This is a genomic window from Clostridium aciditolerans (assembly GCF_016316925.1).
Lineage (GTDB): Bacteria > Bacillota > Clostridia > Clostridiales > Clostridiaceae > Clostridium_AM > Clostridium_AM aciditolerans.
Genome location: NZ_JAEEGB010000013.1, coordinates 51108 through 66768, shown reverse-complemented (window position 1 = coordinate 66768; position 15661 = coordinate 51108). Strand labels below are relative to the sequence as shown.

The window sequence follows — 15661 nt, the reverse complement described above, 5'->3', positions numbered from 1 at the left end:
ATATAAGGGTTTCAGAGGTAATATGTGACCTACCAAGAAGGATGTGAGAGGATGAAAAAGATAACGAAAATAGAAGGAAATCTTGCCAACTCTTTTATTAAGCCAAAAACACGAGTAGTTGCCTACTGCCGAGTCTCCACAGATAGTAATGAACAGCTAGTCAGCTTGCAAGCACAAAAGGCTCATTATGAGACCTACATAAAGGCGAACCCAGAATGGGAATATGCAGGCTTATATTATGACGAGGGAATCAGTGGCACGAAAAAGGAAAACCGCTCTGACTTGCTTAGAATGTTATCAGACTGTGAAACTGGAAGGACTGACTTAATTATTACAAAGTCCATCAGCCGATTTGCGAGAAATACTACAGACTGCTTGGAGATGGTTCGCAAACTGATCGGCCTTGGGGTTCATATTTATTTTGAGAAAGAAAACATCAATACGGGGACAATGGAAAGCGAGTTGATGCTCTCTATTTTAAGCGGACTTGCAGAAAGCGAATCGATTTCCATTTCAGAAAATACGAAGTGGGCCATTCAAAGACGATTTCAAAACGGAACCTTTAAAATTTCCTATCCACCCTATGGCTATCAAAACATGGATGGTCAAATGATAGTAATTCCTAAGCAGGCTGAAATTGTAAAGTATATTTTTGCAGAAGTGTTATCGGGTAAAGGTACACAGAAAGTTGCAAATGATCTTAATCAAAAGGGTATCCCTTCAAAAAGAGGTGGCCGTTGGACGGCTACTACCATTCGAGGAATTTTGACCAATGAAAAATATACTGGTGATGTACTTTTGCAAAAGACCTATACTGACAGCCATTTTAACAGGCACACCAATTACGGTGAGAAAAATATGTACTTAGTAGAAAACCATCATGAGGCAATTATTAGCCATGAAGATTTTGAAGCTGTAGATGTCGTTCTCAATCAGAGAGCAAAGGAAAAAGGCATCGAAAAGCGCAACAGTAAATATCAAAACCGATATTCCTTTTCTGGCAAAATTATTTGCTCGGAATGTGGCAGTACCTTTAAAAGACGAATTCATTCATCTGGAAGAAAATACGTCGCTTGGTGCTGTAGTAAGCATATAGGCAATATAACGGAATGTTCTATGCAGTTCATTCGAGATGAAGATATAAAGACTGCTTTTGTTACGATGATGAATAAACTCATTTACGGTCAGAAGTTCATATTAAGACCACTTTTGAATGGGTTACGTAACCAGAATAATGTAGCGAGTTTTCGTAGAATTGAAGAGTTGGAAACTAAGATTGAAAACAACATGGAGCAGAGTCAGATGCTGACGGGTTTAATGGCCAAAGGATATCTGGAACCTGCTCTGTTTAATAAAGAAAAGAATTCATTGGAAGCAGAAAGAGAAAGGCTTCTTGTCGAAAAGGATCAACTTACTCGTTCCGTCAATGGGAATTTTACAAAAGTTGAAGAGGTTGACCGTCTGCTTAAGTTTGCAACTAAGTCCCAAATGCTCACAGCTTATGAGGATGAGTTGTTTGAAGATTACGTAGAGAGGATTATTGTCTTTTCACGGGAGGAAGTAGGTTTTGAATTAAAATGTGGAATCACATTGAAGGAAAGGTTGGTGAATTAGATGGGTCACACACCCTATGGATATAGAATTGAAGATGGAAAAGCTGTTGTGGATGAAAAGACTTCTGAGCAGGTAAAAGAATTATTTTCCGGATACTTGGCAGGCCTTTCTTTGAAGGAAGCTGCTAAAAAGGCTGGGATAGATTGTTATCATGCCACAGCAGGTAAGATGTTACAGAACAAGCACTACGTTGGCGATGAATTTTACCCACCCATTATTGATGAGGAGACCTTTGAAAAAGCCAGGGTGGAAAAACGAAAAAGAGCAGAAAAGCTCGGAAGGATATGGGAACCTAAAGATGTGCCGGAAACGACCTACCCTGTAAAGTTCAAAGCAAAACCTCTGGTGCAAAAATATGAAGATCCATACAAGCAGGCCGAATATGCCTACAGTTTGATAGAAAGTGAGGTGTAACAAGTGGCAGTGAGTAGGAATGTCACAGTGATTCCAGCAATTAAACGTGTCGGAAGCAATAAGAGCAGTGAAAGCAAACCCAAAATACGAGTGGCTGCTTACTGTCGTGTTTCAACGGATAGTGAAGAGCAGGCTTCAAGTTATGAAATTCAGATTGAACATTATACAAATTATATTAAGAAGAACAAGGAATGGGAATTGGCAGGTATTTTTGCGGATGACGGTATCACAGGCACAAATACCAAGAAGCGTGAAGAGTTCAACCGCATGATTGAAGAGTGCATGGCAGGAAATATTGACATGATCATCACAAAATCCATCAGCCGATTTGCCAGAAACACGTTGGACTGCCTAAAATACATCCGTCAGTTAAAGGATAAAAACATCGCTGTTTTCTTCGAGAAAGAGAATATCAATACCATGGATTCCAAGGGTGAAGTCCTACTAACCATTATGGCTTCACTTGCCCAACAGGAAAGCCAATCCTTAAGCCAGAACGTTAAGCTAGGCATTCAGTATCGATATCAACAAGGTGAGGTTCAGGTCAACCACAAGCGTTTCCTTGGATACACCAAGGACGAAAACAAACAACTAGTCATTGACCCAGAGGGTGCGGAGGTTGTTAAACGGATTTATAGAGAGTACCTTGAAGGAGCTAGTCTTTTACAAATAGCAAGAGGACTAGAAGCTGACGGTATTCTTACAGCGGCAGGCAAAGCCAAATGGAGACCAGAAACACTGAAAAAGATACTGCAGAATGAAAAGTACATCGGTGATGCCCTTCTGCAAAAGACTTATACGGTTGATTTCCTTTCTAAAAAGCGGGTCAAGAATAACGGCATCGCTCCCCAGTATTATGTAGAAAACAGCCATGAGCCGATTATTCCAAGGGAGCTTTTTATGCAAGTTCAAGAAGAGATGGTTCGGAGATCCAACCTGCGTGGTGGGAAGGGCGGTAAAAAGAGAGTTTATAGCAGCAAGTATGCTTTATCGAGTATTGTGTACTGCAGTCACTGCGGCGATATTTACCGACGGGTACATTGGAATAACCGAGGTTACAAGTCTATTGTTTGGAGATGCGTCAGCCGATTGGAGGAAAAAGGGTCTGAATGCATGGCCCCTACCATAAACGAGGAAACATTGCAGACAGCAGTGGTCAAGGCCATTAACGAACTTTTGTCTAACAAAGAACCCTTCCTCTCAACCTTGCAGAAAAACATAGCTACTGTATTTAATGAAGAAAATGATAATGCCACCAATGATATTGACAGCAAATTGGAAGAATTACAGCAACAGCTTCTTATACAAGCAAAGTCCAAGAATGACTATGAAGATGTGGCTGATGAAATTTATCGCCTTCGGGAACTGAAGCAAAATGCACTGGTTGAAAATGCAGAGCGAGAAGGAAAAAGGCAACGAATCGGTGAAATGAATAACTTCTTGAATGAACAATCCTGTGAGTTAGAGGAATATGATGAGCAGTTAGTAAGGCGGCTTATTGAAAAAGTTACAGTTCACGATGACAGAATTGAGGTGGAATTTAAGTCAGGCATTAGTATAGAAATTGAAAGCTAAAAAAATGTTAATAGGATATAACACCTTGCTGAAATGCAGGGTGTTTTTCGTGTTTATGTTGATGAGTAAATACAAATTAATTTATTAGTATTTACAAAATACAAATTAGTGGTATAATTTGTAATAGAGTAAATAGCGGAGGTGTAAATGGTGAATAAGAGCGTTTCCTTTACAGTTGATGCAGATGTGTATGAGAAGTTCTGCATCGCATTGAATTTAACGAATGAAACACAAGATGCTGCAGTGGAAAGCTGTATGCGCTGGTATATTGCAAAAACCTTTGAAAAAGCATCACAAGCCTATAATCCAAGAACAGTAGCAAAACAAAATGAAGATACTAACAAGGATTTTTACGGAAAAGCAAATCAACGAATTCCAGTATGGGCAGTTAAACCGAATCAATATAACCATAAGATCATCCGTGCTTATTTTAAGGCAGTTGCCGCCACAGGTCGTGCTACCATAGATATGATGGAGCGCTTATGCAGTGACGAAAACAACCCAGAACTGTACGTGCCGACTTTTAAGAATAATTACTCGCAGATGAAGTTGGATGGGCCTAAGAGCCATGGTAAAGTATTTGAGGATGATGGTGAAACGGTCACAATTTGGCACGAGGTTGAAGATACACTGATGAAATACAAATCTAGTTTTTGTGATTGAGAGATCGGCTGAAGGATGGAGGTAGAGGCTTTGCTAGATTTAAGGAAGTTTGTAGAAGACTTCTTCATGTACGCACAGACTAATAAAGTTGAAATCTATAATGAGTTTAGTCTTCAGCATGAGCTGGGGATATTCTTAAGAGACAGGCTTCTAGGGTATAAAGTCCAATTTGAAAGGAATGTGTCTTACTTTACACCAGATAACAAAACCATTAAGAAGGAAATAGATATTACCATATTTAATGAAGATAAATCTGAAAGGTATGCCATTGAACTAAAGTGTCCATTAAATGGTCAGTATCCAGAGCAGATGTATTCATTCGTGAAGGATATTAAATTTATGGAAGAACTTAAAGATAGAGGATTTACTAAAACGGCTGCTGTTGCCTTGGTTTCAGACAGGCCTTTCCACGAAGGGCGCAATAACGAAGGCATTTATAAATTTTTTAGAGAAGAGTATTCTGTTTACGGCAGTATTTTTAAACCAACCGGTGTAGGAAAAAACAAAGATTACATTACCTTAACAGGGAGATATGATTTTGCCTGGCAAGACTTAAGTGAGGGACGTAAATATTACGTAATCGAGATTTGAAGTAGTTAGGGGGGGATATAAAAAAATGGCTCTACTTCAAGATGAATTAAAAATTAAAAAGATTCATGAATTACTTGAAATGAAATTAGCTTTACCTTCATATCAACGTCCGTATAGTTGGAGTGTGAAGTCTACTAATAACCTTTTTCTTGATACTTACCGTGCATATCAAGAAGGGATACAAGAATATAGAATTGGCTCAGTAATTTTACATAAAGAAAATGAAAAATACAATATTGTCGATGGCCAACAACGACTGACAACTCTTTCGATTCTACTATACTGTTTAGGTGAGGAGAATCAGGGGTTATTACGAGAAAAATATAATCAACTATCTAATGATGCAATAGTAACTAATTTTGAAATTTTATCTAAGCGGATAAATGAACTTTCGGCAGATGAGCGAAGTAAGTACAAAGAATATATACTTGAACATTGTAATGCAGTTCAAATTGTCACAGACAGCGAGCAAGAGGCCTTTCAGTTCTTTGATTCACAAAATTCACGTGGCAAAGAGTTAGATCCGCATGATTTATTGAAGTCATATCATTTACGCGAGATGGATGATGAAGGGGAACATCAAAAAATAAGGATTATCAACCAATGGGAAAATGTTAATCAGGATGATTTAAATGACTTATTTAAAATATATCTTTATCCATTGACGCAATGGTATAAAGGAAAGAATGGTATGGGCTATTCGTCTAGTAAAATCGATGTGTTCAAAGGGATTAAAACTACAAATGTATTTAATTATGCCATTTATCATAAAGCAAGTAACCTTTTCGTAGAACAATTTAATGCAAATGGAAGTAGTGAACTACTTGCATCTAAAGCATTGAATCAATTTCAATTAACACAGCCACTTATGGCAGGAAAGCGATTTTTTAATTACACTCTTCATTATAGAAACCTGCTTGAGCAAGTACAAAAATTAATACATAAAGTTCACACGAATGAACAAATTCCAAGTAGACGTACTGGGGACATTTATATTAAACAGTTATATGAATGTGCGTTATTGTTTTTTGCTGATCGCTTTGGTATTGAAAACCTATCGAAAGTTGTGATGCAGCAACTATATACATGGAGTTATTCTTTACGCCTGATTATGGATGCTGTCTATCCACAGACAATTAATAAGTATGCACGAGGAGAACATGAACGTGTAAACTATGGATTACGTTTGTTTTCAGAAATTAGTGAAATGAATAACGCAGAAGAACTAAAACTTATTGTTTTGGAGCAACCCAAAATTGAGAATAAAAATAAAGAGAAGTACAAAGATGTGTATGATTTACTTTGTAAATGGAATAGGTGGTAGGGGATGGATAAAAATTTAAAAATCATACCGGTATCGAGTATTTTTACTAATATTCGTTATGTAGTTCCGATTTATCAACGTAACTATGCTTGGGGTGTAATGGAAATTGAACAACTGATAGAAGATATTGATAGTTCAATTAACGACTCTAATAAAAACTACTTTCTTGGAAATCTAATTGTTAATCAAACTGATAATAATGTTTATGAAGTAATAGATGGGCAACAAAGATTGACGACATTATTTCTATTAGAAAATTATCTTGGCATGAATTTTGCGAAGGATGCGTTGAGATTTGAGGCGCGCGAAAAATCAAACCGTACCCTTAACATGTTAACTAAAGACAACAATCGTGAATTAGTGGAGGAATTAGTCTCTGTTGAAATATTGAAGGGACATCAAATCATTGATACTTATTTTAAAACGAACAATATAGACAAAAACGAATTAATTAAAAAACTAGAAAAGGTTTTTCTTGTCCGTGTACAGGTTCCACAAGGTATAGATTTAAATCATTATTTTGAAATCATGAATACTCGTGGTGAGCAACTTGAACTTCATGAAATTGCAAAAGCAAAGTTTTTAGAAGTATTGGATACAGAACACGATAAAAAAACTGCAGCATTGATCTGGGAAAAATGCTCTAACATGGACTCATATATCCAAATGAATTTTGATCCTAAGATTAGGAAGTCCCTATTTACAAATGATTGGACTAGTATCAAGGATAATATCGCAGATTTCGATTCAATTAGTGAATGTGTTCCGAAAGATAATGAAGACAGAAATTCAGCTCCTTTAATTGAAATTCTAAAAAATAAGAAACTCATTAATAATGGGGTAAGTAAGGATGAAGTTGAGAATGAACGTTTTGAATCAATTATTTCATTCCCCAACTTTTTACTACAGGTAAATGCTGTAATTAATAAGTTAGAAGAGGAAGATTCAACACTTGATGATAAACACTTCTTAAATAATTTATCATGGGCTTGGAATGATGCTGGTAGAGCAAAGAACTTTTTATATCATATGCTAAAATGCCGTGTATTGTTTGATAAATATATTTTGAAGCGTGAATATGCTAGAGATTATAAAGAAACAGGAAAATGGTCGCTACAACGTTTAGAGAAATATAGTGATGTGAAAGGTGATAAACCTAAATATGTAGGTACTTTCGGCGATGATAATAGTCAGAATAATAAACAAATAAGAACACTGCAATCCTGCTTGCGTATAACCTACACTTCACCTAAGACGATGCATTGGATTTCACTTGTTTTAACAGGGTTAATAGAAAATGAATTATGTGACATCATTGAAATCCTTGAAGATTACTGCAAAACAAAAGTGATCGAATCGAGGTTTGAGGATGCTAGAGGATTTGGCTTTGAAAGAATCGTATTTACTTACCTTGATTATCTTTTATATAAAAATGGGTATTCTTATTTGGGCAAAGAAATTGTTCCTCCAATGCGTGATGACTGGCAATTTCAATTTAGAAGCTCCATTGAACACTTCCAACCACAAAATCCAGTTGAAGGTTTAAGTTGGGAATCGGATGACCTTGATGGTTTTGGTAACCTTGCATTAATTACTGTATCTGGAAACTCAAAGTTTTCTAATTTGCCACCGGAAGGAAAAATCAGCTCTTACCCGAGCATTATCGAGCAAAGTTTGAAACTAAAGATTATGAAAGAATTAGTTAACCTCGATAATGGAAAATGGACCGAAGAAAAAGCAAGCAAACATAAAGAAGAAATGTTTAGAATTTTGAACGGTTAGTATGTATGTGCTCAGTAGAAGTGTCACAACCCAAATCTTAAAACCAAGATGAAGCTAATTAAGACTTGATATGTACTTAAGGAACCTGAAAGTAAAGAGACTGGAGGAAGAAAAAAATGTATCTTACACCGAGAGACGAAGAAATAATAGATATAATATTAAATGATCAGCACGTGAGTATTCAAGCGGCAGCTTATGCAGTCTATGTGCAATTAACACCAAACAATAAAAAGCCTATTTCACAAAGGGAATTCCATCAGATTTTCAAAGATAACTGGCGGGCATTCAATTCTTTAGAAATCGAAGACTTTGAACGTAATGAATAAAGGAGGTTGCTATGCCACGAAAAAGTAAGAATAAATTTAATATACATGGTGACACAATTTCAATAATGCGTGAGGGCTGGGAACGGCTAGCTTTCGCAACGTATCGTGACGATTATTATGAGGAGCTATCCACTCATACGTGGACACTATCAAATGGGTATCCAACTAATGCTACACTTGGTGGAGGTCTTCATCGATATATGATGGCTAAGTGGTATGGTGAGGATGTTCTTAGAGAATTGACAGAAAAGGGCTATGTTGTTGACCATATGAATAATGACCATATGGATTGTAGGATATCTAATTTGGAATTCTTAAAGCATAACCGTAATGTCGCAAAAGGACAGTATCTGGATAAAGAAGCTAAGCAAATGCGTTATAGGCTTGCGGTGAGCCTTTTTAAGGATTTCTCTACTGGATGTTATCAGATTACAATTGGCTGTAATGATCACATTGTGGCGAGGGACAGCGTTGGACAAGAACGTCATATAAATACAATAAAGCTCTTGTACAATTGTGACTATTCGCTTGTAGTACTTGATGCAGAATCTATTCTTACGGAATATGAAGCCTCGGGAAAATTCTCTATAGCAAATTTACATTGTTGCGACAAACGAATTGAAGAGGCCATTGATATGAAGCTAACAGATGAAGAGAAAAATCAAGCCTTTGTAATCCGTGATGGTGTGCCGTATATGGTTATAGGAAATGGAAAGACCTTTCTAAATTCCATAAGCTACGAAAAAGGATGGCTTCCCCCGGAAAAGTAGTCAATGGTGTGGATATGTTCCCGCCTACCGATAGCCCCAAAAACACCGTGGATATGTTTCCGAGAACGGACACACTCAAATGACATTCATTCTGTCCTCTCGAGCCATGTAGAGTGTGTTGTGAAGATAGAGAAGAAATAGATTTTCTTGATTCACTCTTTATTGACTTTTCAACTTTTAAATTTCAACCTTCAAGTGCTATCAAGCAATTTTGCAGTACACTAAAGAAAGCTGGTATTAGTGTAACTGTTAGAGCACAATTTGGTTCTGAAATTAATGCTGCTTGCGGACAGTTGTGTTATGAAAATGAATTATGATGTTAGTTCAAAAATATCCATTTGAGTAAAGAAATAGTCTCATTTTAAAGATCTTGAAGATTTTTAATTAAATATTGAAGAGTGTTGTATGTCCCTCAGATTTTAGATTTGAGGGACTTTTTGGTTAAGATGGGTGAACTTTTATGCAAGACTAAAGATGTTTGTGTACTTAGATTTATTTGCATTGAAGTTTATGTGGTATCTTGAGATCATTAAAAGCCTTCGATAAAAAATTAATTCTCTTCTTGATCCTACTGTTGATTTATACTTAGTATTCGAATATTGCAAAAACATACTCGTTATAACAAAATATGACTTGTTATTCAACAATAGAATGGATTTTGTGCGAAAAAAACAGAAAGTATTTCTACTTCCTATTTTTATTTATCTCGTATAATCACTACCACAGAAAACTCTATATCATTATAGCTAATATCTATATTTCCCTTATATTTATCTACAATATCTTTTAGATTCTGTAATCCAAATCCATGGTGTTTTTTATCTGATTTGCTGGATATAATAGTTTCTTTGTAAGTTAAAATATCCTGATCTTTCCTATTAGTTATAGCGTAACTAAAATACCCTTTATTTATTCTGGCCTTTACAGTAATTTTACGATTTGATGGCTCTTTTATTTTCAATGAAGCCTCTATAGCATTATCAAGTGTATTTGCAAATATTGAGCATAAATCCATATCATCTATTGAAATTATATCATCTATTGAAATATTTATACTGCAATCAATATGATTCTCAACCATTAGATTATACTTGTTATTTATAATCGCATTAACTATATTTTTTTTACAAAATACTCTATTTTTATACAAAGTAACTTTTTGCTCAAGATTTTGAAAATATACTTTTGCTTCTTGTGTACCATTATTTTTTATACAGCTGCTAATTACCTGTAGATGATTGCTCATATCATGATATATTTTTCTTACTTCAAGTTGTTTTTCTTCTAATGATTTATAATAATCATATTGTAGTCTATAATTTTTGTTATCAAGCCTTACTTTAACACTATCAACTATATACTGTATAAGAAACATAACTCCAATATTAGAAAAAATACATACTATTGCTATTATATAGGCTTTATATTTTTCATCATATCCTGTAAAAATAATTGTTGAAACTATAGAAATAAGAGGAGCAGCACATATTATATCTATTAATATCCAGGCTTTGTCATTTATATATTGTTTAGCATATAAAATTTTATCTTTCATAACATTATAAATAACATACCAAAACAAAGCTAATGCTAAAATCCGTCTCAAAAAGATGGTTTGTACCAATACATGTCCTAAAAAATTGAAGGAAACTATAATAGGATAAAGCACCATAATAGGAGATATCCTTTTTATAATGCTTCCTTTATAACAAATTAACATTATAACTATATATGCAATTAAATTATATACTACATTTACAATATCGCTAACATATATAACAACACTTGCAATTACAGATAATCCTATAAAAGCAATTAATTTTAATATTTTATTTTCTTTTACATCAACAAAGCAGTCAGTAATTTTGTAAAGGCTTATTCCTATAAAAATATAAACAGAAATACAGACAAAAGTATAAACAAAAGATATTAAAATATGATAATAAGACCAAGATAAAAAATTCATTATATATTATCTCCTATCCAAGCATAGTTTTGGCAAAGGCAATCATAACATCTTGATATCTATTCCTACTAACTGGAAATTTTTCGCTATTAATATAAACATAATTATTTTCAATGGATAATACAAATTTTAAATTTACTAAATACCTTTGATGTATTCTTACAAAAAAGCTAGGTAACTCTTTTTCGATATGATCAAGCTTTTCATAAAATTCATAAGAATCTTCTTTTGTTATAACCTTTACCTTACGTTTGTCACTTATAAAATAAATAATATCATCAATACAAAGTTTATATGAATTGCTGTTAAACTGTACTATAAAAAATCTATTGCTTATAGTATCAATTTGCTTTAATGCTTCAGATAAAACACTAATAATCTTTTCTTTCTTGTATGGTTTTAGTATATAATTTAGTGCTCTCACCTCATAACCATCAAATACATAGTCTACAAATCCAGTTACAAAAATAATCACTACTTTATCATTTAAATTTCTGATTTTTCTTGCTGTTTCAACACCATTTATTCCATCCATCTCTATATCAAGAAAAATAATATCAAAATAATTTTTATCCTTAGAAAATGATGCTATTAAAGCTTCTCCATCTTCATACTCATGTATATAAAAATCTATACCTCTAAGTTGAAGCTCTGTACTTATTATAAATTTAAGTTCATTTCTTTGTATCTTTTCATCATCACATATACAAATACGAAGCATAAAGATCACCCCTAGAAAGATTATATCACAGGATTATTACATCTTTACCTTAATATTTATTTTAATGCTAAATATTACAAAATTTACACAATATATTACATTTACCTTTATTAAATTAAAATAAAAATCACGTTATTCTATATATGATATATATCAATAAATAATATTAAGGTGGTAATAGTTATGTTACAAGTTAAAAATTTGTATAAGTCTTATAGAACAAAGGATATTCAATATGATGTTTTAAAAAATGTGTCATTTAAAATAAACAAAGGTGACTTTGTTGCAGTTATGGGATCCTCCGGTAGTGGAAAAACCACATTATTGAACAGTATATCTGGCTTTATTCCCTTCGATAAAGGTGAAATTTTACTAAATGAAAGTAATATTGTTAATTTAAAAGAAAAAGAAATTGCTAACATTAGAAATAAAAAGTTAGGATTTGTATTTCAGGATTTTATGCTTCTAGATGGACTTACAATATTTGAAAATATTTGTCTTCCTCAAATTATTTCTTCTAAAAATGTTGCTTCCATGGAAGCTTCTGCAAATAAATTGTGTGAAATTTTTGGCATTTCTCATATTAAAGACAAATATCCTGCTGAAATTTCTGGAGGAGAAAAACAACGTACTGCAGTTGCAAGAGCACTAATTAACAATCCACTTTTAATATTGGCTGATGAACCAACTGGAAATTTAGATAGTAAGTCTAGCAGAGCAGTAATCGATGCATTTATTCGTGCTAAAAATAAACTTTCAGCTACAATATTTATGGTTACCCATGATAGTTTTTCGGCAAGTTTCTGTGATAAAGTCATTGTATTAAAAGACGGGAAAATCTATAAAGAACTAAATAAAAATAGTACTAGATCTGAATTTTTAGACTTATTACTTAAAACTTTAAAGGAATTGGGAGGTGACAACAATGACAATGAATAATATATATTCAAAACTTCGCTCAAAAAATATAAAAAATTATTATATGCTTATATTTTGTATAATATTATCAATTGTACTTGTTGCCTCTTATGCTGTAATGTTTTTTAGTTCCACAGTACAAGAAATACTTCCAATAGGTGGAGACAGTATGAAACAAGCCTATTTAATTTTTGGAATTGCAATAGTAGGCTGTGCTCTTTTTACCACATACGCATCCTCAATATTTTTCAAATACAAAAACAGAGAAACAGGAATACTCTTGTCATTAGGTGCAAAAAAATCTCAAATCAAAAAGGTTCTTTTCATTGAACTTTCACTTATTGGATTTGTTAGTTCCTTAATTGGTTTAACATTAAGTATTCCTGTGTCTTTTGGTATATGGAAATTATTCCAAATTTTTATTATTGATATAAAAGAAATGGTATATAAAATAGGATGGCCAGGCCTGATATACGGGATAATTTTTTGCATACTTATAATAATAAGTATATTTATTATGGGATTAAAATTTATTAATCGTACCAATATTATAGACATTTTAAATGAACATAGAAAATGCGAAATAGTAAAAGATATAAAATCATGGTATGGAGTAGTTGGAAGCATTTTAATTATTGTAGGTATGCTTTTAGGATACGCTATTCCTCAAATATCTATAAGATATCTTAATTTTAGAATGCCTGCTATTTGGAATATAACATTTTTACTATCTGCAATTGGTATGTATATGTTAATAACCTATATCATTGTTTACAATAAAAAGGGTAAAAATTTAAAAAAATACTATAAAAATATTATACCAAAAAGTATGATGAAGTTTATGGGTAAACAAACTGTTAAAAATATGTGTACTATATCATTTTTAATTTCTGGAGCTTTGTTTGCAGCCTTTTATACTCCTTTAAATGTTTCAAACCTTTTTTATTCCCTTGATAACAATCCAGTTGATTATTCCTTTCATTATAAAGAAAGTGAAAATCAGATTAAAAAGAATGAAATATATTTGCTTGCACAAAAACATAATGTAAATATTACTTCCTATTATGAAGTTCCATCTATTTCACTTATAGTTAATGGCATTAATGCTAATTTTATGGATAACGGTAAAATAACTTATACTCATATTGATAAAATAGGGTATAGTGAATTTTTTAGTGAAAGTGATTTTAATAAAATTTCAAAACAAAATGTTGATGTTAAACCTGGTGAATATCTAACCATAATTACACCTGAAAGTCTAGAAAGCATCCATGAAAGATTCAATGACTTAAATAAAATCACTAATCCTGTCACAAATGTTTCGCAAAAAATAAACTATGCAGGTACAATAACCTTTCAGCCCTTTGTAAAGCAAGGAACAACAAAATATGTAATTTCTGATGAAGATTATAAAAAATATGCAAAAAACTTACCTATAGAAAACTTTGAAAATTTTGTACTTTTTAATGTAAAAAATCCTGATAAAACCTATGCATTTGCAAATGACCTAAAAAATGAAATTATAAAAAGAAGCTCCAAAGCTGTAGCGGTCTCTAAGTTTTATGACGACTATGAAAAAAAACTAGCCTTAGAAAAAGGTGAAAAATATTATTATGAAAGTATTAATTTATCTTCAGATAACAACCTATTATTTCAAGATTGGAAATACTACCCTTCATTTAACGTATTAGATCGTCAAGATATTATAAAAAATATGTCTGTATTCCTTATGCTGTTTATTTATATTGCAATTATTTGCTTTACAGCAGTAGCTATTATTGCATATACTAGAAGCATTACCATTGCAATTAATAACAAAACTTTATTTAATGATTTAAAGAATCTTGGAGCAAATAATAAATATATCGAAAAATGTATAAAAGTGCAATTAAAAAAAATATTCACTATTCCTACTGTAGTTGGAAGTACTTCAATTTATCTATTGTTCTTTTTTATAGTATATGGGAACAGCGGCAGCATCAGCCCTGGAGAATATGCCGGACTTAGAATTAACTTTCTAATCATGATTGTAACTGGCTTTTTTATGTACTTAGTTTATAGGCTATCTCTTAGGAAAATTAAAAAGATAATTCAAATTTAATATTAGCTCAGGAATTCTCCCTCGCAAGTACCCCAGGGGTGTAAAATTTGCAAGTACAGTGCAGGTGAGGCAAGAAATGTTCTCAACTATGTAAATTTCACGCTAATCCAGTGTATCAGGTACAAATACAAATAATACGAAGTTGGAGAGTTAGCTAAATATTAAGTTTTTTTACAAGGGAAACTTGAAAATTAAGAATAGTTTTAGTTAAGAATTGTTGTAAATGCAATTATCTGCATATGAAATAAACTATGGAGGAATTGGAATGAATGAAGAAAAGTTTATAAGATTAAAGAAAAACTTTAAACTGAGAAATATAGAAGTACAGTATTTTGAAACTTTAGAAAATGTTAAATCATTCATATTAAATATTATACCCATTAAATGTACCATTGGAATCGGACATTCAGTTACACTCCAAAAGCTAGATATTACAAATGCTTTATTAGAAAGAGGAAATATTGTATACGATAAAGAACTTGCCAAAAATAGAGAGGAATGTAAAGACTTAAAGAAGAAGGCACTTATTACAGATTGGTATATTACTGGCTCAAATGCCATATCGATTGATGGACAAATTGTTAATGTAGACCATAGTGGTAATAGAGTAGCGGCAATTACTTTTGGACCAGATAAGGTAATAATTGTAGTCGGAAAGAATAAGGTTGTAGATACAGTAGATGAAGCAATAAGAAGAGTAAAAAATGTGGCATGTCCTTTAAATGCAAAACGAGCAGGATTTAATCCTCCATGTGTAACATTAAATAAGTGCGTAGATTGTGTATCGAAGGAAAGAGTTTGTAATAGCCTTTCAATAATTGAAGGACAATCAGATAGTAATAGAATTAAGTTGTTTATAGTTAATGAAGAATGTGGATTTTAATATATCATATCAA

The 15661-nt window shown here is 32.7% G+C and carries 14 protein-coding genes and 1 pseudogene; 13 read left to right on the top strand and 2 right to left on the bottom strand.

The annotated features are described in order from the left end of the window. Positions 1 to 51 precede the first annotated feature (51 nt). The 10 genes and pseudogenes from I6U51_RS11430 to I6U51_RS11385 form a co-directional block, all read left to right on the top strand. Positions 52 to 1614: a recombinase family protein gene (locus tag I6U51_RS11430; RefSeq protein WP_211142771.1), complete on the top strand. Its 1563-nt coding sequence runs from the start codon at positions 52 to 54 to the stop codon at positions 1612 to 1614. Beyond that, positions 1615 to 2028: a recombinase family protein gene (locus I6U51_RS11425; RefSeq protein WP_211142770.1), complete on the top strand. Its 414-nt coding sequence runs from the start codon at positions 1615 to 1617 to the stop codon at positions 2026 to 2028. It begins immediately after the preceding gene. A gap of 3 nt (positions 2029 to 2031) precedes the next feature. Next, positions 2032 to 3603 carry a recombinase family protein gene (locus I6U51_RS11420; protein ID WP_211142769.1) on the top strand — a complete coding sequence of 524 codons (1572 nt, stop codon included), beginning with the start codon at positions 2032 to 2034 and terminating at the stop codon, positions 3601 to 3603. Between the two features lie 147 nt (positions 3604 to 3750). Next, positions 3751 to 4266 carry a hypothetical protein gene (locus I6U51_RS11415; protein WP_246517287.1) on the top strand — a complete coding sequence of 172 codons (516 nt, stop codon included), beginning with the start codon at positions 3751 to 3753 and terminating at the stop codon, positions 4264 to 4266. A 66-nt stretch (positions 4267 to 4332) separates the two neighbouring features. Further along, positions 4333 to 4857: a hypothetical protein gene (locus tag I6U51_RS11410; RefSeq protein WP_246517285.1), complete on the top strand. Its 525-nt coding sequence runs from the start codon at positions 4333 to 4335 to the stop codon at positions 4855 to 4857. Positions 4858 to 4882: 25 nt separating this feature from the next. After that, positions 4883 to 6181: a DUF262 domain-containing protein gene (locus I6U51_RS11405; protein WP_211142767.1), complete on the top strand. Its 1299-nt coding sequence runs from the start codon at positions 4883 to 4885 to the stop codon at positions 6179 to 6181. A 3-nt stretch (positions 6182 to 6184) separates the two neighbouring features. After that, entirely contained in the window at positions 6185 to 7963 is a 1779-nt protein-coding gene (locus tag I6U51_RS11400) for a DUF262 domain-containing protein (RefSeq protein ID WP_211142766.1), read from the top strand. Between the two features lie 116 nt (positions 7964 to 8079). After that, on the top strand, positions 8080 to 8289 hold the full coding sequence (locus I6U51_RS11395; protein WP_211142765.1) for a hypothetical protein: 210 nt from the start codon (positions 8080 to 8082) through the stop codon (positions 8287 to 8289). 65 nt (positions 8290 to 8354) lie between these two features. Further along, positions 8355 to 9059: an HNH endonuclease gene (locus I6U51_RS11390; RefSeq protein WP_211142764.1), complete on the top strand. Its 705-nt coding sequence runs from the start codon at positions 8355 to 8357 to the stop codon at positions 9057 to 9059. 164 nt (positions 9060 to 9223) lie between these two features. Beyond that, a pseudogene (locus I6U51_RS11385) lies at positions 9224 to 9376 on the top strand (23S rRNA (adenine(2503)-C(8))-methyltransferase ClbB); the annotation flags it as partial. 380 nt (positions 9377 to 9756) lie between these two features. Here I6U51_RS11385 and I6U51_RS11380 read toward each other — a convergent pair. Continuing rightward, positions 9757 to 11025, bottom strand: a complete 1269-nt coding sequence (locus tag I6U51_RS11380; protein WP_211142763.1) for a sensor histidine kinase — start codon at positions 11023 to 11025, stop codon at positions 9757 to 9759. A gap of 13 nt (positions 11026 to 11038) precedes the next feature. Beyond that, positions 11039 to 11746 (bottom strand): LytR/AlgR family response regulator transcription factor, encoded by a 708-nt coding sequence (locus I6U51_RS11375; protein ID WP_211142762.1) that lies wholly within the window; start codon positions 11744 to 11746, stop codon positions 11039 to 11041. Positions 11747 to 11929: 183 nt separating this feature from the next. Here I6U51_RS11375 and I6U51_RS11370 point away from each other — a divergent pair, with 183 nt between their 5' ends. From I6U51_RS11370 to I6U51_RS11360, 3 genes are all read left to right on the top strand, one after another. Beyond that, positions 11930 to 12685: an ABC transporter ATP-binding protein gene (locus tag I6U51_RS11370; protein WP_211142761.1), complete on the top strand. Its 756-nt coding sequence runs from the start codon at positions 11930 to 11932 to the stop codon at positions 12683 to 12685. Beyond that, on the top strand, positions 12672 to 14765 hold the full coding sequence (locus I6U51_RS11365) for an FtsX-like permease family protein (RefSeq protein ID WP_211142760.1): 2094 nt from the start codon (positions 12672 to 12674) through the stop codon (positions 14763 to 14765). The genes I6U51_RS11370 and I6U51_RS11365 overlap by 14 nt, the downstream gene beginning before the upstream one ends. Positions 14766 to 15030: 265 nt before the next feature. Continuing rightward, complete coding sequence (locus tag I6U51_RS11360; protein WP_211142759.1) at positions 15031 to 15648, top strand: lactate utilization protein; 618 nt, start codon at positions 15031 to 15033, stop codon at positions 15646 to 15648. The last annotated feature ends 13 nt before the right edge of the window (positions 15649 to 15661 follow it).

What these genes read in the sequence shown, in the direction of transcription:
- I6U51_RS11410 (WP_246517285.1), top strand. Translation starts at nt 4,333, where the DNA reads ATGTACGCACAGACTAATAAAGTTGAAATCTATAATGAGTTTAGTCTT.
- I6U51_RS11395 (WP_211142765.1), top strand. Translation starts at nt 8,080, where the DNA reads ATGTATCTTACACCGAGAGACGAAGAAATAATAGATATAATATTAAAT.
- I6U51_RS11380 (WP_211142763.1), bottom strand. Translation starts at nt 11,025, where the DNA reads ATGAATTTTTTATCTTGGTCTTATTATCATATTTTAATATCTTTTGTT.
- I6U51_RS11375 (WP_211142762.1), bottom strand. Translation starts at nt 11,746, where the DNA reads ATGCTTCGTATTTGTATATGTGATGATGAAAAGATACAAAGAAATGAA.
- I6U51_RS11400 (WP_211142766.1), top strand. Translation starts at nt 6,185, where the DNA reads ATGGATAAAAATTTAAAAATCATACCGGTATCGAGTATTTTTACTAAT.
- I6U51_RS11425 (WP_211142770.1), top strand. Translation starts at nt 1,615, where the DNA reads ATGGGTCACACACCCTATGGATATAGAATTGAAGATGGAAAAGCTGTT.
- I6U51_RS11430 (WP_211142771.1), top strand. Translation starts at nt 52, where the DNA reads ATGAAAAAGATAACGAAAATAGAAGGAAATCTTGCCAACTCTTTTATT.
- I6U51_RS11390 (WP_211142764.1), top strand. Translation starts at nt 8,355, where the DNA reads ATGCGTGAGGGCTGGGAACGGCTAGCTTTCGCAACGTATCGTGACGAT.
- I6U51_RS11415 (WP_246517287.1), top strand. Translation starts at nt 3,751, where the DNA reads ATGGTGAATAAGAGCGTTTCCTTTACAGTTGATGCAGATGTGTATGAG.
- I6U51_RS11365 (WP_211142760.1), top strand. Translation starts at nt 12,672, where the DNA reads ATGACAATGAATAATATATATTCAAAACTTCGCTCAAAAAATATAAAA.
- I6U51_RS11360 (WP_211142759.1), top strand. Translation starts at nt 15,031, where the DNA reads ATGAATGAAGAAAAGTTTATAAGATTAAAGAAAAACTTTAAACTGAGA.
- I6U51_RS11370 (WP_211142761.1), top strand. Translation starts at nt 11,930, where the DNA reads ATGTTACAAGTTAAAAATTTGTATAAGTCTTATAGAACAAAGGATATT.
- I6U51_RS11405 (WP_211142767.1), top strand. Translation starts at nt 4,883, where the DNA reads ATGGCTCTACTTCAAGATGAATTAAAAATTAAAAAGATTCATGAATTA.